Annotated in this window: 26 protein-coding genes; 10 read left to right on the top strand and 16 right to left on the bottom strand. The window is 71.1% G+C overall.

Going from position 1 to position 25,534, the window contains the following annotated elements; all coding sequences use genetic code 11:
• The first annotated feature begins 64 nt into the window (after positions 1–64).
• Positions 65–349, top strand: a complete 285-nt coding sequence (locus HOO61_RS10395) for a hypothetical protein (RefSeq protein ID WP_172258605.1) — start codon at positions 65–67, stop codon at positions 347–349.
• Between the two features lie 64 nt (positions 350–413).
• Here HOO61_RS10395 and HOO61_RS10390 read toward each other — a convergent pair whose 3' ends face one another.
• From HOO61_RS10390 to HOO61_RS10370, 5 genes are all read right to left on the bottom strand, one after another.
• Positions 414–1,988: a M28 family metallopeptidase gene (locus HOO61_RS10390; protein ID WP_172258604.1), complete on the bottom strand. Its 1,575-nt coding sequence runs from the start codon at positions 1,986–1,988 to the stop codon at positions 414–416.
• 132 nt (positions 1,989–2,120) lie between these two features.
• Positions 2,121–2,651, bottom strand: a complete 531-nt coding sequence (locus tag HOO61_RS24085) for a MarR family transcriptional regulator (RefSeq protein ID WP_172258603.1) — start codon at positions 2,649–2,651, stop codon at positions 2,121–2,123.
• A complete protein-coding gene (locus tag HOO61_RS10380; RefSeq protein ID WP_172258602.1) occupies positions 2,648–3,283 on the bottom strand; it encodes a hypothetical protein in 636 nt (211 codons plus the stop codon). Before HOO61_RS10380 ends, HOO61_RS24085 begins: the two co-directional genes overlap by 4 nt.
• Before the next feature lie 160 nt (positions 3,284–3,443).
• Entirely contained in the window at positions 3,444–3,965 is a 522-nt protein-coding gene (locus tag HOO61_RS10375; RefSeq protein WP_172258601.1) for a hypothetical protein, read from the bottom strand.
• Complete coding sequence (locus HOO61_RS10370; protein ID WP_367650117.1) at positions 3,962–6,352, bottom strand: molybdopterin oxidoreductase family protein; 2,391 nt, start codon at positions 6,350–6,352, stop codon at positions 3,962–3,964. The genes HOO61_RS10375 and HOO61_RS10370 overlap by 4 nt, the downstream gene beginning before the upstream one ends.
• Positions 6,353–6,615: 263 nt before the next feature.
• Between HOO61_RS10370 and HOO61_RS10365 the strand changes: the two genes are divergently transcribed.
• From HOO61_RS10365 to HOO61_RS10345, 5 genes are all read left to right on the top strand, one after another.
• A complete protein-coding gene (locus HOO61_RS10365) occupies positions 6,616–7,020 on the top strand; it encodes a four-helix bundle copper-binding protein (RefSeq protein WP_172258599.1) in 405 nt (134 codons plus the stop codon).
• 38 nt (positions 7,021–7,058) lie between these two features.
• Positions 7,059–7,544, top strand: a complete 486-nt coding sequence (locus HOO61_RS10360; RefSeq protein ID WP_172258598.1) for a DUF421 domain-containing protein — start codon at positions 7,059–7,061, stop codon at positions 7,542–7,544.
• Entirely contained in the window at positions 7,541–8,782 is a 1,242-nt protein-coding gene (locus tag HOO61_RS10355) for a DUF2254 domain-containing protein (RefSeq protein ID WP_172258597.1), read from the top strand. Before HOO61_RS10360 ends, HOO61_RS10355 begins: the two co-directional genes overlap by 4 nt.
• Before the next feature lie 107 nt (positions 8,783–8,889).
• Positions 8,890–9,567 (top strand): DUF305 domain-containing protein, encoded by a 678-nt coding sequence (locus HOO61_RS10350; protein WP_253942243.1) that lies wholly within the window; start codon positions 8,890–8,892, stop codon positions 9,565–9,567.
• Between the two features lie 79 nt (positions 9,568–9,646).
• Entirely contained in the window at positions 9,647–9,832 is a 186-nt protein-coding gene (locus HOO61_RS10345) for a hypothetical protein (RefSeq protein WP_172258596.1), read from the top strand.
• Positions 9,833–9,899: 67 nt separating this feature from the next.
• On the opposite strand, the gene HOO61_RS10340 is transcribed toward HOO61_RS10345, so the two are convergent.
• A complete protein-coding gene (locus HOO61_RS10340) occupies positions 9,900–11,081 on the bottom strand; it encodes a cation:proton antiporter (RefSeq protein WP_216658777.1) in 1,182 nt (393 codons plus the stop codon).
• A 487-nt stretch (positions 11,082–11,568) separates the two neighbouring features.
• Here HOO61_RS10340 and HOO61_RS10335 point away from each other — a divergent pair, with 487 nt between their 5' ends.
• Positions 11,569–12,945 carry a glutamate decarboxylase gene (locus HOO61_RS10335; protein ID WP_172258595.1) on the top strand — a complete coding sequence of 459 codons (1,377 nt, stop codon included), beginning with the start codon at positions 11,569–11,571 and terminating at the stop codon, positions 12,943–12,945.
• 122 nt (positions 12,946–13,067) lie between these two features.
• Positions 13,068–14,285, top strand: coding sequence for a chloride channel protein (locus HOO61_RS10330; protein WP_216658776.1), 1,218 nt, complete (start codon positions 13,068–13,070; stop codon positions 14,283–14,285).
• Between the two features lie 22 nt (positions 14,286–14,307).
• On the opposite strand, the gene HOO61_RS10325 is transcribed toward HOO61_RS10330, so the two are convergent.
• Positions 14,308–15,195 carry an LLM class F420-dependent oxidoreductase gene (locus HOO61_RS10325; protein ID WP_172258594.1) on the bottom strand — a complete coding sequence of 296 codons (888 nt, stop codon included), beginning with the start codon at positions 15,193–15,195 and terminating at the stop codon, positions 14,308–14,310.
• 29 nt (positions 15,196–15,224) lie between these two features.
• Positions 15,225–15,902, bottom strand: a complete 678-nt coding sequence (locus tag HOO61_RS10320) for an NADPH-dependent F420 reductase (RefSeq protein ID WP_172258593.1) — start codon at positions 15,900–15,902, stop codon at positions 15,225–15,227.
• Between the two features lie 89 nt (positions 15,903–15,991).
• Between HOO61_RS10320 and HOO61_RS10315 the strand changes: the two genes are divergently transcribed.
• The gene (locus HOO61_RS10315) at positions 15,992–16,570 is read left to right on the top strand and encodes a TetR/AcrR family transcriptional regulator (protein ID WP_216658775.1); all 579 of its coding nucleotides are present in this window, start codon (positions 15,992–15,994) and stop codon (positions 16,568–16,570) included.
• Positions 16,571–16,574: 4 nt separating this feature from the next.
• Here the strand turns inward: HOO61_RS10315 and HOO61_RS10310 are convergent, their stop codons facing one another.
• Both HOO61_RS10310 and HOO61_RS10305 read right to left on the bottom strand, forming a co-directional pair.
• Complete coding sequence (locus HOO61_RS10310) at positions 16,575–17,870, bottom strand: MFS transporter (RefSeq protein ID WP_216658774.1); 1,296 nt, start codon at positions 17,868–17,870, stop codon at positions 16,575–16,577.
• A 29-nt stretch (positions 17,871–17,899) separates the two neighbouring features.
• The gene (locus HOO61_RS10305; protein ID WP_172258591.1) at positions 17,900–19,324 is read right to left on the bottom strand and encodes an NAD(P)-binding domain-containing protein; all 1,425 of its coding nucleotides are present in this window, start codon (positions 19,322–19,324) and stop codon (positions 17,900–17,902) included.
• Between the two features lie 105 nt (positions 19,325–19,429).
• Here HOO61_RS10305 and HOO61_RS10300 point away from each other — a divergent pair, with 105 nt between their 5' ends.
• On the top strand, positions 19,430–20,356 hold the full coding sequence (locus tag HOO61_RS10300; protein WP_367650116.1) for a helix-turn-helix domain-containing GNAT family N-acetyltransferase: 927 nt from the start codon (positions 19,430–19,432) through the stop codon (positions 20,354–20,356).
• A 28-nt stretch (positions 20,357–20,384) separates the two neighbouring features.
• On the opposite strand, the gene HOO61_RS10295 is transcribed toward HOO61_RS10300, so the two are convergent.
• The 6 genes from HOO61_RS10295 to HOO61_RS10270 form a co-directional block, all read right to left on the bottom strand.
• On the bottom strand, positions 20,385–20,879 hold the full coding sequence (locus HOO61_RS10295) for a low molecular weight phosphatase family protein (protein ID WP_172258590.1): 495 nt from the start codon (positions 20,877–20,879) through the stop codon (positions 20,385–20,387).
• Positions 20,880–20,881: 2 nt separating this feature from the next.
• The gene (gene arsB, locus HOO61_RS10290; protein ID WP_301539012.1) at positions 20,882–22,006 is read right to left on the bottom strand and encodes an ACR3 family arsenite efflux transporter; all 1,125 of its coding nucleotides are present in this window, start codon (positions 22,004–22,006) and stop codon (positions 20,882–20,884) included.
• Positions 22,003–22,698 (bottom strand): arsenate reductase ArsC, encoded by a 696-nt coding sequence (locus HOO61_RS10285; protein WP_172258589.1) that lies wholly within the window; start codon positions 22,696–22,698, stop codon positions 22,003–22,005. Before HOO61_RS10285 ends, arsB begins: the two co-directional genes overlap by 4 nt.
• Positions 22,699–22,707: 9 nt before the next feature.
• Complete coding sequence (locus HOO61_RS10280) at positions 22,708–23,427, bottom strand: helix-turn-helix domain-containing protein (RefSeq protein ID WP_172258588.1); 720 nt, start codon at positions 23,425–23,427, stop codon at positions 22,708–22,710.
• A gap of 87 nt (positions 23,428–23,514) precedes the next feature.
• Positions 23,515–24,624, bottom strand: a complete 1,110-nt coding sequence (locus tag HOO61_RS10275) for an ArsO family NAD(P)H-dependent flavin-containing monooxygenase (RefSeq protein WP_172258587.1) — start codon at positions 24,622–24,624, stop codon at positions 23,515–23,517.
• A gap of 149 nt (positions 24,625–24,773) precedes the next feature.
• Complete coding sequence (locus HOO61_RS10270) at positions 24,774–25,367, bottom strand: N-acetyltransferase family protein (protein ID WP_367650115.1); 594 nt, start codon at positions 25,365–25,367, stop codon at positions 24,774–24,776.
• Positions 25,368–25,534: the final 167 nt, after the last annotated feature.

Below are 25,534 nucleotides of genomic sequence, written 5' to 3'. Positions count from 1 at the left end.
AGGTCCTTGTCCACGCCCTCCGCGGCTGTCTCCATGGAGACGGAGCCAACGAGAGGAGCCCGACATGTTCACGATGACCCACAAGGCACGAGCCGTTGTCAGCCGGGTGACGGCGCACCCTCGTCTCGGCGAGGGGTCCGGTCTGCGCATCGCGTCGCAGGACGGGGGGACGGACGCCCTCGGAGTGGGGATGACGTCCGGCCCGAAGGAGGGCGACGAGGTCGTCGAGCGTGAGGGTGCGCGGGTGTTCCTCGACGAGGCGGCGGTGCCCCGGGTCCGGGGTCGGCTCCTCGACGCCGTGACCGAGGACAGCGGACGGGTGCGCTTCGTCGTACGACGCGCCGGCTGAGGTCGCCCGAGGACGTGAGGGCGGGCCTGGGGGCGGCCCGCCCTCACCGTTCCTCTGAGCTTCCTCAGCGGGCGAGTCGGTCGGTCATCTTCGCCATGGCCCGCTCGAACTCACCGGGCTTCACCAGACCACGTCCCGGGTGGCCCGGGGCGTCGTTGACGGTCGAGGTGTCGTAGGCGAACGTGAGGACCGCCGTGGCGATGGCGTCGGAGTTGACGTCCAGCGCGTGCACGTTGACGTTGCCGATGAGGGTGTAGTCGTCGCGCAGCTGGTCGTAGAGCGCCTCGTCCTGGCCCTCGCCGGTCAGGTTGTCGCACGGCTCGTGGTAGCACGGGTCGTACGACGCCCCGGCCACGCCGCCGTAGAGCTCCGCCTCGGCAGCGGTCTTCGGCACCTCGGCGCCGGTGAAGAGACCACCGGCCGGGATGCCCACCGCGATGAACGGCCCGTAGTCGGAGCGACCGGAGAACTCGCTGTCCTGGAACGGCTCGCCGCGGTCGGAGTAGTACTTCTCGAAGACGTCCTCGATCTCCGCCGAGCCCTCCGGGATGAAACCGGGAGCAGCCGTCCCGCCGGAGTTGTCGCCGTCGTAGACGCCGAACATGTAGTTGGGCGAGGCCACCATGTCGAAGTTGAGGTAGAGCGCGATGTCCTCGGCCTCCTCCTCGCTCAGCTGGTCGACGTAGTACTCCGACCCGAGCAGGCCCTCCTCCTCCGCGCCCCACCAGGCGAAGCGCACGGTGTTGGTGGGCTTGACCTTCGCCATCTGGATGGCGGTCTCGAGCAGGGCGGCGCTGCCGGACCCGTTGTCGTTGATGCCCGCACCGTCCTGGACGCTGTCGAGGTGGGCACCGGCCATGACGGTGTTGTCGTCGTTGCCGGCCTTGGTCTCGGCGAGGACGTTCGACGCGGTGCGGATCTCGGCGGCGTAGTCGACGGTCACGGTGACGGTGGCCCCCGGGGTGCTGGCCAGGTCGGCCCCGACCTCGGTGAGCGCGAAGACCGCAGGGATCGTCAGGCCGGTGGCGTCACCGATCATGCCGACGAGACCAGCGGTGTTGTTGTAGATGACCACCCCGGCCGCACCCGCGTTCTGGGCTGCGAGAGCCTTGATGGCGAATCCACACCCGCCTCGCTCGATCAGCGCGATCTGCCCGGCCGCCATGCCGGCGAAGTCGCCCGCCTCGCAGCCATCGGTCGCGTCAGCAGCGGGGATCACGAAGAGCGTGCCGGTCGCGGTGCCCTCGGGGACACCGGAGTCGAACCGGTTGCGGATGAAGTCACTGCCCTCCTCCCAGGTCGTCGGGTTCGGGGAGACCCTGATCAGCTCGGAGTTCTCCTCGAAGTAGGGGAACTCGAACTCCTGGACCGTGGGGTCGTAGCCGGCAGTCTCGAGCTGCTCGACGACGTAGTCGACGGACGCGTCGTAGCCGGGCCGGCCGGCGGCCCTGTCCCCGTTCTCGTCGGCGATCTCCTGGAAGGCCTCGAGGTGCTCGACGACGCCGTCGACGGTCACCGCCTTCGTGAGCTTGCGGACGGTGTTGTTGTTCGGGTCGGCGTACGCCGGCGGGCTGGTCATGGCGCCGAGCAGGGCCGCTGTCGCGGCCGCCGTCACGGCCAGGTGGAACCGTCTGGGCATCAGGGATCTCCTTCGCACAGTGAATGGGGGGATCCCGACACTAGGGCGCCGCTCGGCGCCGAGGGCATCCCCACGATGGGGTATGCCTCCGCTCCGGTTCGACCGCCGCGGCCCAGGCCGCGCACCCACGGCTCACAACAGCCAGGGGATCAGTCGCCCGTCCGGCAGGCCGATGGTCTCGTCCGGCGGCGCCGAGGCGACGGCGGCGGTGAACGCCTCGAGCCCGGTCGCCAGGGCCCGGCGGTCCGACGGCTTCATGCGGGCCACGACGCCGTCGACGAGCTGCTGCCGGCGGGCCATCAGGCCGTTGACGAGGCGAGCACCGTCGTCGGACAGCGCCAGAACCACGCTGCGCCGGTCGTTCTCGTCCTCCTGGCGCGTCACCCTGCCGGCGCTCGCCAGCTGGTCGCACGTCCGGCTCGCGTTGGACGGGTTCACGTCGAGGTGCTCGGCGATGGTCGAGAGCCGCATCGGGCCACGCGAGTTCAGCAGCACCAGCACCCGCAGCTGGGGCACCGTGATCTCCTGGCCCACCTCGGTGAGCGTGCGAGCCACGATCGCCGTCAGTGTGCGGGACACCGGCATCATCGCCTCGGTCGCCCGCTCGCGGTCGGGGTCCACATCGACCTCCTGGTCGGTCGTCGGAAGGGGGTCGTGCGTCACAGCTGTTGGCGTACGCCGGGCTCGTGCTCGACCCCGGCCACCTGGCTCGCCCAGTCGCCGGCCACCGCACGGGCGGCTGCCCCTCGCCTTCCGAGGGGCAGGACAGTGCGTGACTCGCTCCCCTCGAGCTCCAGCGCCAGCGCCGCGCAGAGGCTGTGGACGGCCAGCACGACGCCGACCCAGCCGGCGGCCTCCATCCAGCCGCGTCCTCCCTCGAGCTCCGCCACACCCGTGACGGCGAACCTGGTGGCGCTGAGCAGGATCACCGCCATGGGGACGACCTTGGCCCGCGCAGCGGTCGCGGGGACCAGCAGACAGGCTGCCGAGCAGAGCAGGATGACGCCCAGCCCGTCGCTCGCCGCCCCCGGCGCAGACGTGAGCGTGGCCAGGCAGGCGGCCGCCCACGTCCCGGAGAGGATCCCCATGCCGGTCGCGGCGACGGGGTCGCGCGCGAGGAAGCTCATGACGGCGGCCAGCAGCTGCAGCGGCACCGTGAGCACCAGCACGCCGAGCGCGACCGTGTGGCCTTCTGTCGGGGGGATCCACCTCAGCTGTACGGCTGCGAACGAGAGCGTGGCCACGCCGAGGGCGAGGAACCCGAGCGGCAGGGCCGTGGCGATGGGCCGCAGCATCACCCGGGTGGTCGGGCCGACGGGCTGGGTCGCGGGTTGGCCTGCGGCGTGGCTTGCGGGGTGGCCTGCGGCGTGGCTTGCGGGGTGGCCTGCGGGGTGGCCTGCGGGGTGGCCTGCGGGGTGGCCTGGGGGGTGGGTGGTGTCGGACATCGAGGCCCTCTCAGCCGGTGACCATGACCTGGGCCGCGGTCTCCTTGACCTTGGCGTTGGCCCAGCGCATCTGTCGCAGCGTCTCGGGGTGGCAGTCCTGCGTGACGGCGAGAAGCTCGGTGTCCCGCATCGCCTGGGCGGTCTGGGCGAGCACCTCCCAGTCGAGGGACACGCCGGAGGAGACCCGGTGGATGTGACGGAGGTCGGCGAGCAGCAGCAGCGACGGTTCGTGGTGGCGTCCCACCAGCTCGGCGCCCTTCTGCTTCATCCTCGCCACGAGCGTCGACTCGTCCTCCGGTTCCGGGTCGAGGTCGAGGCCGTAGTCGCCGCCCACCCGGGCCAGCTCGCGCACGTGCTCCTGGGACCACCGTGCGATGTCGCGCGCCACGTAGAAGATCTCGTGGTCGGTCCTCTGCTGGTCACTGAGGTTGAGCAGGGCGCCGGCGAGGTCGTTCTCGGAGCGGTGCAGCTCCTCGATGGCCGCACCGACCTTGTTGCCGTGCAGGCTGCGGAGCGTGGTGACGATGTTCATCTGTCGACCTCCGTGGTCGTGCTGTCCTCGCGGGCGAGGGCGGTTGCGATGCCTCTGGTGGCTGGTACGTCGCCGTCGACCGGCCGCGAAGCAGTCGTCGTCGGCGCAGGCGCGGGGACGCCGCCGGACTCCTGGACGCGCTCCGCCGCGGCGGCGGCCGTCTTGAAGATCGGCTGCTTCGAGGCCGGGTCCCAGTCGGTGAGCGTCAGCTCGTTCGCGGCGCGGCCGTGCTCGTCACCGCCCGGCTCGTGACCGGATTCGGTGTCCCAGTAACCGTAGTGGAAGGGCAGGAACAGCACGCCCTCACGGATCCCGCTGATCCGCAGCCGGGCGGTCACCTCCCCGCGGGGGGTGGTGACCCGGAGCAGGTCGCCCTCGGCCCATTGCTGCTCCGCCGCGTCCGCGCCCGAGGTCTCGACCCAGACGTCGGGCGCAGCGGCCTGCAGCTCCGGGGCGCGACCGGTCTTGGTGCGGGTGTGGAAGTGGTAGAGCGTGCGCCCGGTGATCAGCTGGAAGGGGAAGTCCTCCGACGGCAGCTCGTGGGGCGGGAGGTACTCGCCGGCCTTGATGACCGCCTTCCCGTCGGGGTTGAGGGCCTTGTACTCGGTCGGGGACACCGCAGCGCCGGTGACCAGATCGCGGCCGTAGCTCTCGCAGTAGTCCGGCCGCGACCAGAACTCGCCGTCGACGTAGATACGCTCCGTGCCGTCCGGGTGCTCGTCGTTGCACGGCCACTGGATGCCGCTTCCACCGCGGAGGTTGTCGTAGGTCATGCCCGTGTAGTCGCACGGCCGCCCGCGGGTGCACTCCTTCCAGGCCTTGAACGCCTCCTCGGGGGTGCGCCACTTCACGAGCGGATCGCCGTCCTTGTCGCGCAGGTCCAGCCGCCGGGCGTAGTCGAGGAGGATGTCCAGGTCGGGCCGCGCCTGTCCCGGCGGGTCGACCGCCTTCTCCGACAGGTGGACGGTGCGGTCCACGTTGGTGAACGTGCCCGTCTTCTCTCCCCAGGTCGCGGCCGGGAGGACCACGTCGGCGAGCTGGGCCGTCTCGGACAGGAAGATGTCCTGCACGACCAGGAAGAGCCGGTCCTGCGACAGGATCGAGCGCATCCGTTGTAGCTCGGGCATCGACACGGCCGGGTTGGTCGCGGTGACGTAGAGGAAGCGGATGGAGCCGTCCTCGATGTACCGCATCATCTGCATCGCGTGGGTGGGCGGCGAGTAGTGCGGGATCTGCATCGGATCGATGTTCCAGACCCCGGCGAGGTCCTCGATGTGAGCGTCGTTCGACCAGTTCCGGAACGCCGGGAGGTCGCCGTCGGCCCCAGCCTCCCGGGTGTTCTGCGCGGTCGGCTGGCCGTTCATCTGCAGCAGCCCGCAACCGGGCTTCCCGAGCATGCCGCGGACGATGTGGACGTTGTTGACCTGGACAGCGGCCGCGGTGGCCTGGTGGGACTGGTAGAAGCCCTGCAGCACCGTGGAGAAGAGCCGCTCCGAGGTGCCGATGAGGCGCGCGGCCTTACGCAAGTCCTCGACCGGGACGCCGCAGACCTCGGCGGCGCGCTCGACGGTGTAGCCGTCGAGCATCTTCTGCAGCTCGGGAAAGCCGACCGCGTGCGCGTCGACGTACGCGTGGTCGACCCAGTCGTGCTCCAGCAGCTCGTGCAGCAGCGCGTTCATCAGCATGACGTTGGTGCCGGGACGGGGCGCGAGGTGCACGTCCGCGTGACGGGCGACCGGCGTCTCCCGCGGGTCCACGCAGATGATGCGGGGCGGGTTCGGTCCGGCGAGGCGGTCGAGGACGCGCGTCCAGAGCACGGTCTGGGTCTCGGCCATGTTGTGGCCGTAGAGGCAGATGGTGTCGGCATGGTCGATGTCGGTGTACGACCCGGGCTGGCCGTCGCTGGCGAACGACTCCTTGAGTGCCGCGGCCGCCGTGGCGGTGCACAGCCGGGTGTTGCCGTCGACGTGGTTGGTGCCGATGCCGCCGTGTGCGATCAGGCCGAGGGTGTAGTACTCCTCCAGGAAGAGCTGGCCGCTCGTGTAGAACGCGACCGAGCTCGGACCGCGCTCCTCGAGCAGCTCGCGCGTCCGGCCCGCCACCGCGTCCATCGCGGTGTCCCAGTCGGTCTCGACGAGCTCCCCGTCGCGTCGGACGAGCGGCGCGGTGAGCCGGTCGGGCGAGTTGTTGGCCTGCCAGCCGTACAGGTCCTTGGGGCCGAGGCGACCGTGGTTCACGCGGTCTCGGGCTCGACCCCGCACCCCGACGATCCGGTCGTCCTTCACCGCGATGTCGATGCCGTCGCCGTTGGAGTGGAGGATCGAGGCCGACTGCACCCAGCGATCCACGTCCTCCGGCTCGAGGTCGTCGGCCAGGTGGGTGTCCACCCGTACCGGCCAGTCCCCGCCACTGCCGTAGGGCGTCCGCCGGCCCCACGGCTCCGCGATCCTGTCGACTCGTCGCACCCGACCCACGTCCTCGTCCGCTCGACACCGGCGCGCGCCTGTGTCGCTGCGCGTCCCTGACCAGTTCGCCGTACCCGACCTCCTCGGTTCGATGCGCCACCGCAATGAATTGCTTGCGCCGACGCATGGACCATGCCGCACTGGGCACGGAGACGGACAACACCCCGTTCGAGAGGAAGCCTGAGATGACGCACACGATCACCGCGATGATGGACAGCTCGCCGGCCGAGGTCGCCGTCGACCGGCAGTTGCTGGCCGAGTGCATCCAAGCCTGTCTGGAGTGCGCGCAGACGTGCACCGCCTGCGCCGACGCGTGCCTGAGCGAGGAGTCGGTGGCCGACCTGCGCCACTGCATCCGCACCGATCTCGACTGCGCCGACATCTGCGAGACCACCGGACGCGTGCTGTCGCGACACACCGCCCCCGACGTCGCCATCCTCCGCGCCGTCCTCGAGGCGTGCGCCCGGGCGTGCAAGTCCTGTGGCGACGAGTGCGCCCAGCACGCCGAGATGCACGAGCACTGCCGGATCTGCGCCGAGGCCTGCCGCCGGTGCGAGGAGGCTTGCAACAACCTCCTCGCCGCGCTCTGACCATCGCCTCCACTGCCTGAGGCTCGAGAGGGAGGCCGATGTTCTTCGACAGCTGGTCGGGACTGGTCCGCGTCGCCGTGGTCGGGACGTGCGCCTACGCCGCGCTGGTCGTGCTGCTGCGCAGCTCCGGCAAACGTACGCTGGCCAAGCTCAACGCCTTCGACTTCGTCGTCACCGTCGCCCTCGGCTCGACGCTGGCGACCGTGCTGCTGTCGTCGACCGTGGCTCTCGCTGAGGGCGTCCTCGCGCTCGCGCTCCTGGCCGCCCTGCAGTACGTCGTGGCGTGGGCGTCGACGCGAAGCCGGAGGGTCGAGCGTCTGGTGAAGTCCCGGCCCGCGTTGATCTACCGCAACGGGTTCCTCGACGACGCCATGCGGCGCGAGCGGGTCACGAGGGGCGAGGTCGCCCAAGCGGCACGCGGACAAGGTCACGCCGACCTGGGCTCGGTCGCCGCGGTCGTGCTGGAGACCGACGGGACGTTGAGCCTCCTCACCCAGCAGCCCTCGCCGGACGACGTCCGGTGAGGAGGTTCCTGACGCGCCTGCGCGACAAGTTCTGGGTGCTGCCCCTCGTCTTCGCCCTGCTCGCCGCGCTCCTCGGCCTCGGGCTAACCGCGCTCGACGACTGGCTCGACACCTCACTCACGCTCCCCCTGCTGTTCGCCGGCGGTCCCGAGGGAGCCCGATCCCTGCTGTCGGCCATCATCACCTCGATGATCTCGTTCACCGGCCTGGTGTTCTCGATCACCGTCGTGGTGCTCCAGCTCACCAGCAGCCAGTTCTCCCCACGTGTCCTCCGCACCTTCCTGCGCGACTGGGTCAACCAGGTCGCACTCGGGGTCTTCGTCGCGACCTTCGTCTACTCGCTGGTGGTGCTCCGCGCCGTGCGGGGGACGGCCGAGACGGACACCTTCGTCCCGCAGATCTCGGTGACCGTTGCGTTCGGCTTCGTGCTGGCCAGCGTGGTGGTCTTCCTCCTCTACATCGACCACATCGCACAGTCGATCCGGGCCGCGACGATCATCACCCAGATCGCGAAGGACACCCGCGAGGCGATCGAACGCTCGTACCCGGCGGACACCGAGGCTCGGCCCCGAGTCGCCCCGCCTGCGACGGCAGGGCACCGCGTCGCGGCGGAGGCACCGGGCGTCGTCCAGCAGGTCGACGACCAGGGCCTGCTCGCGCTGGCCGCAGAGCACGGGGCGACCATCCGGGTGCTGCGGGCGATCGGCGAGTTCGTGCCCGAGGGTTCGGCGCTCCTCGACGTGCACGGCGAAGACCTGCCCGACGAGGAATCCCTGCGCGCGCGGGTGCACCTCGGAAAGGAACGGGTTCTCGACGACGACCCGGGCTTCGGTTTCCGCCAGCTGGTGGACATCGCCGAGCGAGCCCTCTCCCCCGGGATCAACGACCCGACCACCGCCGTCCAGGTGATCGACCAGCTCCACGACCTGCTGCGGCGCCTGGCTGCCCGCCCCCTGCCCCAGCGCCAGACGTTCGACGAGGACGGCCGCCTCGCAGTCCACGTGCCGCGGGCGACGTTCGAGGACCACCTCCGCCTGGCCGTCGACGAGATCGCGCACTGGGGCGCCGACTCCGAGCGCGTGCAGCGGCGCCTGCGCACGATGTTGGTCGACGTCCAGGAGGCGGCACTGCCGGAGCACCGCGACGCCGTCGCTCGAGCGCTGCGCTCGCTGGGCCAGACTGCACCCGTGGCCCGAGACGGACCCACCCCGCTGCCCACGGACGACCACCTGCGCTGACCGCCCTGCTGCCGTCCCGCAGATGGTTGCGCGAGCGCATGGATCGCATCTCGAACGGGCACGGACGCAGTGCACGGGGACGACGACCAGATCGAGGAGATGGCGACATGGCCGAGGACTCCGCGGGACACCGCGACACGAAGGGTTCCCGTTCCGAGGAGCAGAAGCCGCACGACGGATCGGACCACAGCAACGGACGCATGTACGCGCGACTCGGGCTGATGATCCTGACCTCGACCGCGCTCATGTTCGCCCTGACGTACACCAACGTCTTCAGCGTCGACCACGTCCGCTTCAGCGAGGAGCGCGTCTACATGGCCGTGCTGATGGGCTCGATGATGGCACTGGTGATGCTCGCCTTCATGGCGGGGATGATGTACCGGGACCGGCGGCTCAACGCGATCGTCGTCGCAACGGCCCTGGTGCTGGGGGGCGCAGCGTTCTACCTGTCCCGCTCGCAGGCCCTGGTCGAGGACCAGAGCTACATGAACGCGATGATCCCGCACCACTCCATCGCCATCCTCACCAGCGAGCGCGCCGGCATCGAGGACCTCCGGGTCCGCGAGCTCGCCGACGGCATCGCCGCCACCCAGCGCAAGGAGATCAAGGAGATGGACTGGCTCGTCCAGGACATCGAGGAGAACGGACCGGCGACCACCCGGGAGGAGGCCGATGCCCGCCCGGTGCCCGACTTCAGCGGCTCTGCCGAGGCCTCGGCGACGGGCGTCCGCGTGCTGTGGGATGCGCTCGGCGCGGTCCCCGCACGACCCCTCGGGCTGCCTTGAGCGACCTCGACAGCTGGGTCGTCAGCAGCCTGGGCCTCGTGGTGGTCGCTGCGACGCTGCGCGACATCTACCACACGCTGTGGCACCCAGTGGCTTCGGCACCCTCGCCCGGACCGTCCTGGCCCTGAGCTGGAGGGCGAGGACGCGGCTCCTCTATTCCAGCTACCTGCACGCGGGCGGGGGCACGGCGCAGGTCCTGGCCGCCTTCGCCCGCGACCACGGCCACGGCCACGACGAGGTCGCGACGGCCCCGGGCGGGAGCTGATCGCGACCGGCGCCCCGCACGTGCACACCCCGGTGGTTTGCAGGAGGAGCTGCGACCCTGACGGACGTCAACGGCTGTCGACGTCGTCGGTGACGAACTGCCGCGCGACCACCACGTCCGTCGAGGAGTGCGCGAGGATGGACAGGCTGACGGTGAGCGCCGTGAGGTGGAACAGCTCGTCGGCGAGCCCGATGCCGGACTCGAGCACGATGAGTCCGTAGACCACGGAGGCGAAGCCCTTGGGGCCGAACCACATCGCGGCGGCCTGCTCCCGCCGCCCCAGCCCGGAGCCCAGGAAGGCCACCCACAGAGCCAGCGGTCGCGCCACCACGAGGGCCAGGACGGCGAAGGCCCAGCCCGTCCAGGAGATCTCCTCGAGCAGGAAGGTCGGTGTCATCAAGGCGGCGAAGAGGAGCACGGCAGCCAGCTTGAGCTGCTCGGCGACCAGCTCACCGAGCTGCTCGAACTCATGGCGCAGCTCGTCCGACATGGTCGCCACCGTCGCCCCGGCGGCGAACGCGCCGAGGAACAGGTTGGCGTGCGTGCTCAAGCAGAGCCCGAGCACCAGCAGGCCCAGTGCCGCCGGCAGCAACGGCTGCAGGTGCGTGACACTGGCGAGGAACGGCAGGCGCTCCAGCCGCAGCACCACCCAGGGCACCCCGACCCCGATGACGATCCCGAGGGCCAGCTCTTCGGCCAAGGCCCAGCCGCTCGTGTCGGTCCCTCCCGCGGCCGCGAGGAGCACCAGCACCACGGGCAGCGCCAGTCCGTCGTTGACGCCGGACTCGACGTTGAGCAGGTGACGCAACCGCCCCGGCACCTCGCGACGTCCGACGATGGCAGCGGCGAACACGGGGTCGGTCGGTGACAGCACGGCCCCCAGCAAGAGGGACTCGAGCCACGGGAGGCCCGCGACCCAGTGGCCCAGCGCCGCCGTGACCAGCAGCGTGAGCGGAAGACCGAGCACCAGGGCGCGTCCCGGGAGTCGCCACGCCGCCCGGAGCTCGTCTACGCCGACGCGCATGCCGTCACTGAAGAGCACCGAGAACAGGGCGAGCTCCGCCAGCACCGAGACGGCCGGGTCCCCGGACTGCACGTCCAGGACGCCGAGCACCCCCGGGCCGAGCACGAAACCACCGACCAGGAACAGCACCGCCGTCGACAGCACCGTCCGGTTGGCCAGCTCGGACAGCAGCACGCCGACCACCAGCAGGGCAGCGAAGCAGACCAGCAGCAACGCGACGTCCACACCATCTCCTCGTTCGTGACCGCCCTCCGTACCCACTCGACGAGGGGCGACCCACGCTCTTTCCTCCGCGCTCGTTCACCCGACGCGGATGAGGCCGTCCCGCTCGGGGTCGTGCGGTACTGGTCGGACGACCGGGCCACCCGGAGGGTGAGGGCAAGGGGTGAGGGAACCGCTGTGGGACGACGACTCGTCAGGATCAACCGGGTGGCCGCTTGTGCCTTCGTGGTCGGCGGCTCTTCGCCACGGGGGCGCTCCTGGCCCAGCGAGGCGAGGCGCTTGTCGCCGTCGACACCACCTACCTCGCGATGCTCGAGGTCGGCGGCGGCCGGGTCGCCGTACGCGTCCACGACCTCACGTGGTGGGTCGTGGCGGTGAATCAGCGAGCTCGTCAACGGGGGCCTTCACCGGCGCCGTCTGCTTCGCCATCGGGGGCCTCGTCCACCCGCCCGACCGTCCGACCCGACACCTGTGGAGGAGCAGCAATCCCATGAGCACACTGGGCAAGCGTGAGGCCGAAGCGCTCTTCGGCAACCGGTTCCTGACCGAGAAGGCGCCGGCGACGTCCTTCCCCGAGGGCGGCATGAGCCCCACGGAGGCGATGCGACTCGTGGCCGAGGACCTGGCCCTCGAAGGCGATCCGCAGCGCAACCTGGCCACGTTCGTGACCACCTGGATGGAGCCGGAGGCCCAGCGGATCATCGCCGAGAACCTGCACCGCAACTTCATCGACCACGCGGAGTACCCGATCTCGGCCGAGATCGAGCAGCGCTGCGTGCGGATGCTGGCCGACCTCTTCCACGCCCCCGGCCCGACGACGGGGTGCCGGACCCAGGGCTCGTCCGAGGCGATCATGCTCGGCGCGCTGTCACTGAAGTGGAAGTGGAAGGAGCGCCGACAGGCCGCCCACCTGCCGACGGACCGGCCGAACCTGGTCTTCGGGGGCGATGTCCACGTGGTGTGGGAGAAGTTCTGCCGCTACTTCGACGTCGAACCCCGGATCATCCCGCTGGCGGAGGGCAAGTACACGATCGGCCCCGAGGACGTCGAACCCCACCTGGACGACAACACGATCGGCGTTGCGGCCGTCCTGGGCACCACCTTCACCGGGCACATGGACGACATCGTCGGCATCAACGACCTCCTGCTCGACATCAGGACCAGGCGCGACCTGGACATCCCCCTCCACGTCGACGGCGCCAGCGGGGGCTTCGTCTGGCCCTTCCTCTACCCCGACTCACCGTGGGACTTCCGACTCGAGCAGGTTCGCTCCATCAACGTGTCGGGGCACAAGTACGGGCTCGTCTATCCGGGCATCGGCTGGCTGGTCTTCCGCGAGCAGGCCGACCTGGCCGAGGACCTGGTCTTCTACGAGAACTACCTGGGCACGCTGGACGCCACCTTCACCCTGAACTTCTCGACGGGTGCGGCGATGGTCCTCGCGCAGTACTACAACTTCGTCCGCCTGGGACGCGACGGCTACACGTACGTGATGGAGCAGATGCAGCAGAACGCCGACGCGCTCGCGACCAACCTGCGCGAGAGCGGCCGGTTCGAGGTGATCGGCGCCGGTGCCGAGCAGCTGCCGCTCGTGGCGTTCCGGCTCGCCGGCGAGCACACGTCGTACGACGAGTCGGACATCGCCTGGCAGCTGTCGGCGGAGCGGGGCTGGATGGTGCCGGCCTACACCCTCCCCCCGAAAGCGGAGGACGTGAAGATCATGCGGGCGCTGGTGAAGGAGACGATGAGCCGCGAGCAGGTGGAGCGGCTGACCCGGGACATCGAGGACGCGTGCACCACGCTCGACACGAAGGGCGGGACGGCGCACGTCGAGCGGGAGAAGACCAAGAAGGGGACGGGCTACTGACGACTCCGGCGTACGAGCAGCACGATCCGCAGTCGGCGGGCGACCCACCGGTCGTCGACGCGGCGGCAGTCGTCCGTTCGCGACCGTACCTCGCGGCCCTGCTGCTCGCCGCCGTGCTCGGCGTGCCCATCTCGGCCGTCGCCTACGGCTTCCTGGCGCTCGTCACCGAGGTCCAGCAGCTCGTCTTCGTCGACCTGCCCGACGCGATGTTCGAGGGGGGTGCGCCCGCCTGGTGGCCAGTGCCCTGGCTGGCCGTGTGCGGGCTGCTGACCGGGCTCACCATCCGCTACCTGCCCGGCACGGGCGGGCACTCGCCCGCCTTCGGCTTCCAGACAGGTGGAGGTCCGCCGACCCCCAAGGAGCTCCCCGGCGTCGCCCTGGCCGCCCTGACCACGTTGAGCCTGGGCGCCGTCCTCGGACCAGAAGCACCGCTGATCGCCATCGGCGGCGGCCTCGCGGCGTTGACCGTCCACCTGGCGAGGAAGGACGCGCCCCCGATGGCGCTGACAGTCATGGCGTCGGCAGGCAGCTTCGCGGCGATCAGCACCCTGCTCGGCTCCCCCGTGCTCGCCGCGTTCCTGATCATGGAGGCGGCCGGCATCGGTGGCGCGACACTGACGCTGGTGGCGCTTCCCGGACTGCTGGCGTCCGGCGTGGGGGCACTCGTGTTCATCGGGATGAACAGCTGGACCGGGCTCGGGAGCTTCTCCCTGTCCCTGACCTCCGTGCCGCCGGCCACCGACCCGACCATCGCCACGATGCTGTGGGCCCTGCCGATCGGAGTCGGCTGCGCAGCCCTCAGCTGGCTGATCCGCTGGATCGGGCTGTCGTTGCGGCCCCTCGTGCACGTCAACCGGGTGCTGGTGACGACGGCGCTCGGTCTGGCCATCGGCTCGACCGCGATGGTCTACCAGCTCGTGTCGGACCGCAGCTTCACGCAGGTGCTGTTCTCCGGCCAGGACGCCCTGCCCGAGCTGGTCGCGGACGCGACGTCGTACTCGACCGGGGTCCTCCTCCTCCTCGCCGCCTGCAAGACCCTGGCCTACGGCCTGGCCCTGAGCGCCTTCCGCGGAGGACCGGTCTTCCCGGCGATGTTCATCGGCGCCGTCCTCGGCATCGCGGTCTCCGGGCTGCCCGGCATGGACCTGGCGCCCGCGATCGGCATGGGGATCGGCGCGATGTGCGCCGCCATGCTCCGACTCCCCCTCACCTCGACGCTCCTGGCCACGCTGCTGCTCGGCGCGGACGGCGTCTCGGTCACGCCGCAGGTCGTGGTGGCCGTGGTCGCTGCGTTCCTGGTCACCACCCTGCTCCCGGCTCCCCGTGCTGGGACCACGTGAACCCGGCCCGAGCCGGCCTGGGTCAGAGCCGGGACAGGGGGCGTACGACGTGCTCGCCGAGGGCCCTGACGAATGCCACTGGGTCGCCGTGGAGCGGCATCACGTGCACCTCGTCGACGCCGACGTCCGCGAGGGCTCGCATCTCCTCGACGAAGGAGGCGGCGCCGGCGGCGTGCTGGCCGACAGATCCGTTGTAGAGCACGGTCCTGCGGATCTCGTCGTACTGCCGGCCCTCCCGCTCGCACCAGTCGCGCAGGACGTCGAGCTTGTGGACGACCTCGTCGGGGCCGGCCCCGGCCGCGGCGAACACGTTGCAGGCATCGGCGTACTTCGCGACGAGCCGCAGCGTCTTCCTCTCCCCGCCGCCGCCGACCATGATCAGCGGGCGCGGTCGCTGCAGGGGCTGTGGCGAGTTGATCGTCTCGGCGAGCTGGTAGTGGGTGCCCTCGAAGGGACCGTCGTCGTCGCTCCACATCTGGCGCACGATGAGGAGGGTCTCCTCGAGCCGTTCGAAGCGCTCGGCGAGCGGAGGGAACGGGACACCGAGGGCGCGGTGCTCCCGCTCGTACCAGGCCGCACCGAGTCCGAGTGCGGCACGCCCAGCGGAGAGCACGTCGAGGGTTGACACGATCTTGGCGAGAAGGCCCGGGTGGCGGTAGGTCACCCCTGTCATCAGGAGCTGGAGCCGCACCGACGTGGTGTGGGCCGCCAGGAAGCCCAGCGCGGTGTAGCCCTCCAGCATCGGGTCGTCCGCGGCGGACAGGAAGGCCAGCTGGAGGTAGTGGTCCATGAACGAGAGGTTGTCCAGTCCGGCCTCCTCGGCGGCCCTCCCGGTCGCGGCGAGCGTGGGGCCGATCGCCTCCGGGCCACCGGCGAGGGTGAAGTTCACCAGGTGCACGCCGAGCTTCATGGCTGCTCCTCAGTCTCAGACGTCGCGGCTCAGCGGACGATCTTGAAATTGAAGTGGCCGGTGCCGAGCGTGCCCATGAGTCGCAGCCAGACGGGCAGCAGCATCTCGGTCCCGCGGGCGGTCTCGATGCCGCCGAGGTCGATCACGTCGTCGTGACCGAAGGACTCGAGCAGCTCCACCACCGTGGCCTTGGCGGCGGCGTCCTCGCCGGAGACGAAGACGGTGCTCGACTCCCCCAGCGCCTTCGGGTCGACCATCAGCGAAGCCGTCAGGGTGTTGAGGCTCTTGACGACCCGCGCCTCCGGGAAGGCACGCTGCACCTGTTCGCCCAGGGAGTCGGTGTCCTTGACGGACAGGGTGGGAGGGAAGCCGGCGGAGAAGTCCAGCGGGTTGGCGATGTCGACGACCACCTTGCCGGCCAGGTTGTCCGCGCCGGCCATCTCGAGCACGTCGAGGGTGGCCGCACCCGACGAGGCGTTCACGACCAGGTCGGCGCGGGCGGCCGCGTCGGCGAACGTGGCCACCTCGACGCCCGCGTGCGCCGCGTGCCATGCGGAGAAGGGCGCGTTGCCCATCTGGTCGGGTTCGGTGCGGGCCAGCGTCGCCCCGGGGTCGCGCGTGCCGATCACCACGGAGTGACCGAGCTCGTCCAGGCGTCCGGCGATCGCCTGGCCGACCATGCCGGTGCCGAGAACTGCGATGTTCATGGGGGAACGTCCTTCGAAGAGGGATGAGTAGACAGATCTGTCTGCCACCTCGATGGACGCTATCAGACAGATCTGTCTACCATCAAGGGGTGACCTCCTCCCCCGCCCGCGACCGCATCCTCGACACCGCGTTCCGGCTCTTCTACGCGCGTGGCATCCGCGCGGTCGGCGTGGACCTGATCATCAGCGAGTCCGGCGTGGCGAAGGCGACGTTCTACAAGCACTTCCCTGCCAAGGACGAGCTCGTGCTCGCCTACCTGGACCGGGTGGACGCGATCTGGACGGCCCAGCTCCACGCCGCCGCCGAGGCAGCCGGACCCGAGCCGGCCGACCAGCTCGTCGGGCTCTTCGACGCGCTTGGTACGGCCTGCCGGCGGGAGGGCTACCGGGGCTGCGCGTTCATCAACGCAGCCGCCGAAGCGGCGCCCGGCACCGCCATCCACACGCGCACGGTCGCCCACAAGCGGTCCGTCCTCGCCTGGATGCGCGACCTCGCGGCACGCGCCGGCGCCGAGGACCCCGACGCCCTCGCGCGCACCCTCGCGCTGCTGCTGGACGGGGGCCTCTCCGACGGCGCCCTCGCTGCCGACCCCGGAGCGCCGCGCGCCGCGAAGCTCGCGGCAGGACACCTGGTCGCGTCGGCGACGCCCACGTCCGGCGCCGCCTGACGGCTCAGGAACCCACGACGGTTCGCCCCCGAGCCTCACGGCGCAGCGGCCGCGCCCCGGCGAGCAGGACGAGCACCGACACCACAGCCAGGCCGGCGAGCAGCGCGAACGTCGCGTCGTAGGAGCCGAGCACGGTCGCGAGCACCGCACCCACCCACGGCGCGAACGCCGCGACGACGGTGACGGCGCCGGTCAGGATGCCGTTGCGGTGACCGATGTCGCCCACGCCCCACCGGTCCACCACGGCGGTGGCCTGGATCAGGGTGAAGATGCCACGCACCGTGCCGGAGAGGAACGAGAGCACGCACACGAACGCGTACGGCGACTGCCAGAGCGCCAGCGCGCCCGTGGTGGCCACCACCCCGGCGATGGTCGTCACCGCGCGGGTGGTCGGCCCGAGGCGGCTGAGCACCGGCCCGTAGAAGACCCGGCCCACCACCTGCCCCACCCCGCCGACGCCGAGCGCGACGGCAGCCTGGGACGTCGTGAGGCCGTTGCCGGTCAGCAGCGGCACCAGGTTGATGACGACGGCGTACACGGCGAACCCTGCCAACGCCATCGCCACGACCAGCAGCGTGAAGGCCCGCACATCGAAGGGCACGCACTCGGCGTCCGCGGTCGAGCTGGCGACCGTCGTCGGGTCGGTGTCCGGCTCGGCCCGACTGCGCGTCGACACCCACCTCGGGCGTAGTCCCCACGCATGCAGCGGCACCGTCGCCAGAAGGACGACGGCCAGCACGAGGTAGCTGCTGCGCCACCCCAGATGGACGAGCAGGAGCGCGGTCAGCGGCGCGAAGACCGTCGAGGCCAGACCGGCGACCAGCGTGATGGCCGTGAGCGACCGGATCCTGCGGCGTGCGTCGCGGCCGGCCCATCCGGTCACCGCCGCGAACGCCGGCGCGTAGAGCGTCGCGGACATCGCGGCGCCGACCACGATCCAGGCTGCGAAGAACCACGGCAAGCTCGGCGCGACCGCCAGCGCGAGCACCGCGACAACGGCCACGGCAGAGCCTGCCGTCATCACGTTGCGGGGGCCGGCGTGGTCGATGTGGCGCCCCACCCACACCCCGCACACGCCTGAGGTGACGAGCGCGAGCGTGAACGCCGCGACCAGCCACACCATCGGCCACCCCTCAGCAGTGCTGATGCTGGTGGCCAGGACGGGGAAGGCGTAGAACATCACGCCCCAGGACACGATCTCGGTCACGCACAGCACGACCGTGACCCGGCGCAGGGCGGCGTGCGGGAGCCCGCGGTCATCGACGACCGCGGGCTCCACGCCTGCCGTTGCTGGCTCCACCGTCTGGTGCTCCCGATGCCGGTGTCGGATCAGCCGCAGCTGGTCGAGGCGCTGGCGGGAGAGGCGCCGATGGTGATGGCCTCCGGCGCAGAGACGATCGACAGGGCGGGCGCGGTGCCGCAGCAGCCGCCCGCCTCCGACGCCGCCGGGGCGCCGTCGAAAAGTCCGGAGCCGCCGCACACGCCCGTCTCGGGCAGGACGAGCTCGACGCGGTCGGCTGCCTCGAGGTCGCCGTCGATGGCGGCGACCACGGACCGGACCTGCTCGAAGCCGGTCATGGCGAGGAACGACGGGGCCCGGCCGTAGGACTTCATCCCGACCAGGTAGAGGTGGGGCTCGGGCTGGGTGAGCTCGCGGTGGCCGTGCGGGGCGACGTCGCCGCACGAGTGCAGGTCGGGACGGATCTGGTCGGCCAGCACCCGCACCGCACCCAGGGCCGGGTCGAGGTCGAGGCGGACCTCGGACAGGAACGTGAAGTCGGGTCGGAAGCCGGTGACGACGATGACCTCGTCGACGTCGACGACCTGCTGCCCGTCGACCGAGGTGAGGACGAGGCGTCCATCAACCTGGGTGTCCACCGAACCGGTGCGGAACTGGGTGAGGGTCGTCACCAGGCCGCTGGCCGCGGCTGTCCTGGCGTCCTGGCCGAGCTTGCCGCGCTGCTCGAGCTGGTCGTTGTCGCCGCCGCCGAACGCGTCACCGACCGCTGGGCGGCGCAACAGCCACGACACCTTGGTCGACGGGTGCTGCGCGGCGAGCTCACCGAGCCCGACGAGGACGTTCTGCGCCGACGCGCCCTTGCCGGCGAGCGCGACGTGCTTGCCGGCGAACCGGGCAACGACCTGCGGGTCGGTGAAGTCGGGGATGCCGTAGGTGATGCGTCCGGCGACCTCGGGCTCGCCCAGGGCGGGGTAGCCGTCCGCGCCCAGCGGGTTCGGCTTCGTCCACGTGCCCGAGGCGTCGATGACCGCGCGAGCGAGCAGCCGCTCGCGGCCGGACGGGCCGTCGACGTGGACGGCGAAGGCGTCGTCGGCGCGACCGGAGTCGACCATCCGGTCACGCGAGGCACGACCGACGCCCACCACGCGGGCGTCGAAGCGCACCTGCACCTCGTCGGTCGCGTCCAGTGCGGACGCCAGCGGGGTGAGGTAGTCGGCGACCCAGTCGCCGCCGGTCGGGTACGCGCCCTGGTCGGGGGCGACCCAACCGGTCGGGGCGAGGAGCTTCTCCGCTGTCGGGTCGACGAGCTCGCTCCAGGGCGAGAAGAGTCGCACGTGGGCCCACGCGCTGACGGAGGCTCCCGCTGCCGGGCCGGCCTCGAGGACGACGGCGCTCATCCCGCGGGCCTGGGCGTTCGCGGCGGCCGCGAGGCCGATGGGGCCGGCGCCGATGATGACGACGGGCAACGAGGCCAGCGGGGAGGCCTGCGCTGAGGACTGGGGAACGGCGGTCATTGGCGTGCTCCTGGGACATTGACGATGGTCGATGCGTGAGACAGTATCGACCTGCGTCGATGGAGACAAGGCTTTCATCGACATTCTTCGATGTAAGGTTGCGCCGTGACCACCACCAACCCTGATGCGGCCGTCGACTCCCTCGACCAGACCCCGTGCCTCGACCCGGCGTGCGGTCCCGTCGTGGACACGGACGCCGACGACCGGGTGCTCGACCGCGCGGAGGCAGAGAGGTTCGCGAGCTGGTTCTCGACGCTGTCCGACCCGACCCGGGTGCGACTGCTGCACGCTGTCTCGACCGCAGCGGCCGGGCACATCCGCATCGGCGACCTGGCCATCGAGCTGGGCATCAGCCAGCCGACCGTCACCCACCACGTGCAGAAGCTCGCCGACGTCGGCTTCCTCTCCGTGGACCGCGTCGGCACCAGCAAGCACGTCTCGGTCAACCCCGCCTGCTGCACCGGCCTGCCCCACGCCGCAGACGTCGTCATGGGCACCCTGGCTGCCCGGCCCTGCTGTCCCGAGGACCTCCCCGCCGACGTGACCACACGCGCGATGGCCGACGACGACCTGCCCGTCGTGCGCGACATCTACGCCGAGGGCATTGCCACCCGCAACGCCACCTTCGAGACCGAGGTGCCCGACCTGGCCGCGCTGGCGGCGAAGTGGCTGCCCGGGCACCGCTGGATCGCCGAGGCCGAGGTCGACGGCCGCACCCGGGTCGTCGGCTGGACCGCCGTCAACCCGGTCTCCGAGCGCGCCTGCTACGCCGGCGTCGGCGAGTCCTCGGTGTACGTCACCGAGGCCGCCCGCGGCCGGGGGGTCGGGAAGTCGCTGCTGTGGCGCCAGGTCACGGAGGCCGACGCCGGCGGCCTGTGGACGCTGCAGACGTCGATCTTCCCGGAGAACCGGGCCTCCATCGCCCTGCACCACGCGGCCGGGTACGCCACCCTCGCGGTCCGCTCGCGCATCGCCCAGCTCGATGGCGTCTGGCGCGACACCGTGCTCCTCGAGCGCCGCAGGGCCGACTGAGCGGACCGGCGCTGCCCGTCGTGCAGGGTCAGGCGAGGACGGAGGGCGGGAGGTCGATGTCGGGGACGAGCTCGACCAGCAGGCGACGAACCCGGCCATCGATGTCGGCGATGACGGCGCGCACCGTCTCCTCGTCCTGGCCGCCCGGGTCTGCCACCGGCCAGTCGACGTACGTCACGCCCGGGACGTAGGGGCACTCCTCGCCGCATCCGAGGGTGATGGCCATGACGGACGCCTCGATGGTCTCCCGGGTCAGCTTCGTCGGGGTCTCCGCCGAGGTGTCCAGGCCGAGCTTCGCCAGCGCGTCGGCGACCTCGGGGTGGATGTGCTCACCGGGCTGCGTGCCGGCCGACAACGCGACCACGCGGCCGCCGGCGTAGTGCTCGGTGAGGACGCGGGAGATGACCGAGCGGCCGCCGTTGCGGATGCAGGCGAAGACCACGGTCGGGGCGTGCGGCGTCTCGCGCGTGCTTGCGGAGTCGGTGGCGGAGTCGGTGGCGGTGTCGGTGGTGGTGTCGGTCATGGTCATGCTCCTGCGGGTGAGGTTTCGGTGGCGCGAGTGGGCCGGGGGAAGAAGCGGCGTGCCCAGAGGCTGACGTAGACGAGGCCCACGAGGACGGGCACCTCGATGAGGGGGCCCACGACGCCCGCGAGCGCCTGGCCCGAGGTGACGCCGAAGACACCGATGGCAACGGCGATGGCGAGCTCGAAGTTGTTGCCGGCCGCGGTGAACGACACCGCGGTGGCTCGCTGGTAGTCGAACCCGAGCGCCTTGGTCAGCAGCATCGAGCCTCCCCACATGAGGAAGAAGTAGGCAAGGAGCGGCAGCGCGATGCGCGCGACGTCCAGGGGCTGGTTGGTGATGGTGTCGCCCTGGAGCGCGAAGAGCAGGACGATGGTGAACAGCAGGCCGTAGAGCGCGGCCGGGCCGATGCGGGGCAGGAAGGTCCCCTCGTACCACTCGCGGCCCTTGGCTCGCTCCCCGAACGTCCGGGTCAGGAAGCCTGCGAGGAGCGGGATGCCGAGGAACACCAGCACGGACTTCGCGATGGACCACATGGAGACGTCGAGGTCGGTCTGGTCGAGGCCGAGCCATCCCGGCAGGACCTGGAGGTAGAAGTAGCCCAGGACCGCGAACGCGAGGATCTGGAAGACCGCGTTGAGGGCAACCAGGATGGCGGCCGCTTCGCGGTCACCGCAGGCCAGGTCGTTCCAGATGAGGACCATCGCGATGCACCGCGCGAGTCCGACGATGATGAGGCCGGTGCGGTACTCGGGCAGGTCGGGCAGCATCAGCCACGCGAGCGCGAACATCAGCGCGGGTCCGAGGACCCAGTTGAGCAGGATGGACGTGCCCAGCATGCGTCGATCACCCGTGACGTGACCGAGCTCGTTGTAGCGGACCTTGGCCAGCACCGGGTACATCATGACGAGCAGACCGATGGCGATGGGCAGCGACACCGAGCCCACCTCGACGGCGGCGAGGGCGTCGTCCAGGCCCGGGACGAACCGTCCCAGGAGCAGGCCGCCGACCATGGCGACGCCGATCCAGACCGGCAGGAACCGGTCGAGGGTCGACAGGCGGTGCAGGACGTCGCCGTCTGCCTCGCCGTGGGAGGCGCGGGGTGTCTCGGGGGTGGTGTGGGTCATGCCTGCTTCCCGGATGCGATGGTGGATGTGGCGGCGGGAACACCGAGGTCGGCCAGGAGGTCCAGCACTCGCCGCTCGACCTCGTCACGGATGGGCCGTACGTCGACCAGCGACTGGCCGGCGGGGTCGGTGACGTCCCAGTCCTCGTACCGCTTGCCGGGGAACACCGGGCACGCGTCGCCGCAGCCCATGGACACCACGACGTCGGCGGCACGGACCACCTCGTCGGTCCACGGCTTCGGGAACTCGGCCGCGATGTCGATGCCGCGCTCGGCCATGGCCTCGACGGCTGCCGGATTGACCTCGATGCCGGGCTCGGACCCGCCGGACCAGGCGATGGCGTTGGCGCCGGCGTGGTGGTTGAAGAACCCCAGCGCCATCTGCGAGCGGCCGGCGTTGTGGGTGCACAGGAACAGCACCGTCGGCGTGCCGGTGTGCGCCAGACCCTCGACCTTGGCCAGGGCGTGCAGTCGCTGACGCGCCCACCGTTCAGCCAGGAGCGGCAGGAACCGGATCACGGTGGCGCGGTCGGCGAACTGGTCGAACGAGGACTCGAGGAACCGGCCGATGGTCTGGGGTCCGTAGAGGCCCGTGAACTCCTCGGCCAGCCGGGCAGCGGCCGTCTTGAGCGCGAGCTGCTGGTCGAGCGACATCCATGCCGGCTGCCGGTCCTGGTGCTGTTCGGTGGTCATGACGGGCTCCTAGGACGCGTCCGCGGCGGGCTGGGATGAGAGGCGAGGGGCCAGGTCGGCGACCCGGCCGGCGATGTCGTCGTACGCCGCATCGAAGGCCGCATCGGTGCCGACCGCGACCGGGTCGGGCACCGACCAGTGGCTCACTCCCGCCAGGCGAATCGGCGTCTTGTCGTCAGTGGCGTACGTGTCCTCGTGAGCGGCATCGCACACGGTGACCACGTAGTCCCCGTCGCGCAGCAGCCCGTCCAGGGACTGCGGCCGCTCCTGGACGAGGCGCAGTCCGTGCCGGCGCGCCGCGGAGACCGCGCCCGGTGCGATCGCGGGGCCGGGGTGCGTGCCGCCCGAGGCCACGGGGATGGGGCTGACCTGCTGCCACAGCGCGGCCGCGAGCTGCGAGCGTGCGGAGTTCGCGGTGCACACGAACACCACCCGCTCCACCGAGGCGACCTCCGTGCCCTGCGCGCTCGCGGCAGGCAGCAGCCCGACCAGGCGCTCACGGTGCAGGCGCAGGTAGGTGCGGCGCCTGTCGGCATGGGAGCGGTGCCGCGACACGATGGCGACCTGCTCCAGCACCTTGAGGTGATGGGCCAGCAGGTTCGAGGGCAGTCCGAGCTGGGTGCGCAGCTCCCCGGGCGAGGCGTCACCGGCATCCAGCACGTCGACGATCCGCAGACGCGCAGGATCAGCCAGCGCCGCCAGCGCCGCCACCCGTGCGTCGAAGTCCATGACTCGTCCGTTCGCTCAACCGTTGTTGAGTCAATAGTGGCTGATCAAACGACCGGGGCGCAACTCGCGCGCCGAAGCCGTCTTGCGCTAGCGGTCGATGAGTGCCGCCGCTGTCGCCTTGGCCGATGGTCCGACGCCGGCCAGCGTCGCGGACGCGGGCCCAGTCCAGTCGCCGTACCCGACGAGGTGCAGCCGGGGCTCGGCCAACGCCTGCGTCCCCGAGGGGCCACCCACGGCGATGCGCCCACCCCGGGCCAGACCGAGGGGACGCAGGTGACGCAGCGCGGGACGGAACCCGGTGCACCAGATGACCGTGTCGCACCCCTGGGTCGTGCCGTCCGCCCAGGCGACACCGCCGGCGGTGAGCCGGGTGAACATCGGCTGAGCGTGCAGGACGCCGCGGGCCCGGGCGTCCTTGACGCTGGCGACCATCACGATGTCGCCCAGCCCGGCCACGCCGGCATGCGCGCGCCCCTGCTCGAGCGCCTCGATCCGCGCGCGGGCGGTCGCGAACAGCACCCGGCCGTCCACGTCGTCGGGCAGGAACCGCGGCGGCCGGGTCGCGACCCACGTCGTCTCGGCGACGGTCGAGACCTCCGCCAGGATCTGCGCCGCCGAGTTCCCGCCACCCACGACGACGACCCGCTGACCGGCGAAGTCCCCCGGGGACCGATAGCCCGCGGCGTGCAGCTGCCGGCCGGCGAAGTCCCGCATTCCCGGGTACGACGGCCAGAACGGTCGGTCCCACGTCCCGGTCGCGGACGCGACCGCGCGGGCAGAGATGGTGAGTCCAGCCGTGTCGACGAGCAGGCGACCGTCCGACCCGTCCTCGGCTCGGCGCACGGACCCCACTCGGTGCGGGCGCAGCACCTGCAGGTCGTACCGCTCCTCGTACCCGGTGAGGTACGCCACCACGTGGTCGCGCGGTGGGAAGCCGCGGGTGGCGTCGTTCCACGGCGGCATCATCCACCCCGGGAGCGACGAGAAGCCCGCCGGCGAGAACAGCCGCAGCCCGTCCCAGGTGCGCGGCCACGCCCCGCCGGGTCGGTCCGCCGCATCCACGATCACGAAGTCGCGCCCCGGCGCGAGGCCGGCGCGCCGCAGGTAGAACCCGGTGGCCAGACCGGCCTGGCCGCCACCGATCACCACCACGTCGGCCTCGACCTCCCGCCGGGCCTCGAGGGCCGGTGCGGGCATCTGCGTGCTCCCAGGCACTCTCTCTCCTCAGTGGGCGAGGCGGGTCCGCCTCGCCCGTGTGCGCGTTCGGTCGCGCCCATCGTCGCGCACGTGCGAGAGAGCCCGTGGCGACATCGGGCGACGGCGCCGTACGGAGTCCTGCTCAGGTCTCACGCTGAGTCGGCCATGCATCCGCTCTCGGCGTGAGTGCTCAGTGCGAGCCGAACCACAGCCGCGCGGTCGACGACCGAAGTCTCGCGAAGCCTCACCGGCGCGGTGCCTTCAAGCAACCCGTCTTCGACCCGGAACGCCATCCCGATCGCTCTGAGCAGGCGCAGCGAACGGTCGTTGGAGGGCAGGACGGTTGCCTGGATCCTGTCTATCCCTGATACCGAGGCCACAGTCATCAGAGTGTCGAGAAGAGCGGTTCCGAGCCCGCGACCCTGATGGGCGTCAACCACCTCGAATGCGATCTCGGCTGTGCCGGGAGCCACTCGGATCAGTCGCCCGATTGCCACGGGGTGCCCGTCGATCTCGCCGACCCAGGCAATGTGCGAGTGACCGTCGACGGCCGTCAGAGCCGTGCGCATGGAGCCGGTCAGCTGCGACAAGCCCGTCAGGTAGCGGTGGTACCGGGAGGCGGGGGACAGTGCGTCGAACACAGCATCAAGCACAGAGTGTTCCTCGGATCGGACAGGCCGGAGGGTAGCTGTCGCACCGCCCGCTGACTCGAGGACAACGCCGGTCGAGCAGGGGCGCGTCACTGGCAGCCACAGCCATCGCCGGCCGCGGCACCGCAGCAGTCGGACTTCTCGCTGGCATCGCAGCACGTCGACTGCTTCGCCCGTGAGCAGCAGGACGATGTCATGCCCGCGGTCGTCGCGGGCTCCGGCATCGATGCGTCGGATCGGGAGTCGGTGGGATGTGTGGT

The sequence above is a fragment of the Nocardioides sp. zg-1230 genome (assembly GCF_013155335.1).
Lineage (GTDB): Bacteria > Actinomycetota > Actinomycetes > Propionibacteriales > Nocardioidaceae > Nocardioides.
Note: the sequence above shows the minus strand (reverse complement) of the source record. Positions and strands in the feature narration are given on the sequence as shown.

Excerpts from the sequence above, each read along its gene's own strand:
- HOO61_RS10395 (WP_172258605.1), top strand. The coding sequence starts at position 65 with ATGTTCACGATGACCCACAAGGCACGAGCCGTTGTCAGCCGGGTGACG.
- HOO61_RS10390 (WP_172258604.1), bottom strand. The coding sequence starts at position 1,988 with ATGCCCAGACGGTTCCACCTGGCCGTGACGGCGGCCGCGACAGCGGCC.
- HOO61_RS10380 (WP_172258602.1), bottom strand. The coding sequence starts at position 3,283 with ATGCTGCGGCCCATCGCCACGGCCCTGCCGCTCGGGTTCCTCGCCCTC.
- HOO61_RS10375 (WP_172258601.1), bottom strand. The coding sequence starts at position 3,965 with ATGAACATCGTCACCACGCTCCGCAGCCTGCACGGCAACAAGGTCGGT.
- HOO61_RS10365 (WP_172258599.1), top strand. The coding sequence starts at position 6,616 with ATGACGCACACGATCACCGCGATGATGGACAGCTCGCCGGCCGAGGTC.
- HOO61_RS10360 (WP_172258598.1), top strand. The coding sequence starts at position 7,059 with ATGTTCTTCGACAGCTGGTCGGGACTGGTCCGCGTCGCCGTGGTCGGG.
- HOO61_RS10350 (WP_253942243.1), top strand. The coding sequence starts at position 8,890 with ATGGCCGAGGACTCCGCGGGACACCGCGACACGAAGGGTTCCCGTTCC.
- HOO61_RS10335 (WP_172258595.1), top strand. The coding sequence starts at position 11,569 with ATGAGCACACTGGGCAAGCGTGAGGCCGAAGCGCTCTTCGGCAACCGG.
- HOO61_RS10325 (WP_172258594.1), bottom strand. The coding sequence starts at position 15,195 with ATGAAGCTCGGCGTGCACCTGGTGAACTTCACCCTCGCCGGTGGCCCG.
- HOO61_RS10320 (WP_172258593.1), bottom strand. The coding sequence starts at position 15,902 with ATGAACATCGCAGTTCTCGGCACCGGCATGGTCGGCCAGGCGATCGCC.
- HOO61_RS10305 (WP_172258591.1), bottom strand. The coding sequence starts at position 19,324 with ATGACCGCCGTTCCCCAGTCCTCAGCGCAGGCCTCCCCGCTGGCCTCG.
- HOO61_RS10295 (WP_172258590.1), bottom strand. The coding sequence starts at position 20,879 with ATGACCGACACCACCACCGACACCGCCACCGACTCCGCCACCGACTCC.
- arsB (WP_301539012.1), bottom strand. The coding sequence starts at position 22,006 with ATGACCCACACCACCCCCGAGACACCCCGCGCCTCCCACGGCGAGGCA.
- HOO61_RS10285 (WP_172258589.1), bottom strand. The coding sequence starts at position 22,698 with ATGACCACCGAACAGCACCAGGACCGGCAGCCGGCATGGATGTCGCTC.
- HOO61_RS10280 (WP_172258588.1), bottom strand. The coding sequence starts at position 23,427 with ATGGACTTCGACGCACGGGTGGCGGCGCTGGCGGCGCTGGCTGATCCT.
- HOO61_RS10275 (WP_172258587.1), bottom strand. The coding sequence starts at position 24,624 with ATGCCCGCACCGGCCCTCGAGGCCCGGCGGGAGGTCGAGGCCGACGTG.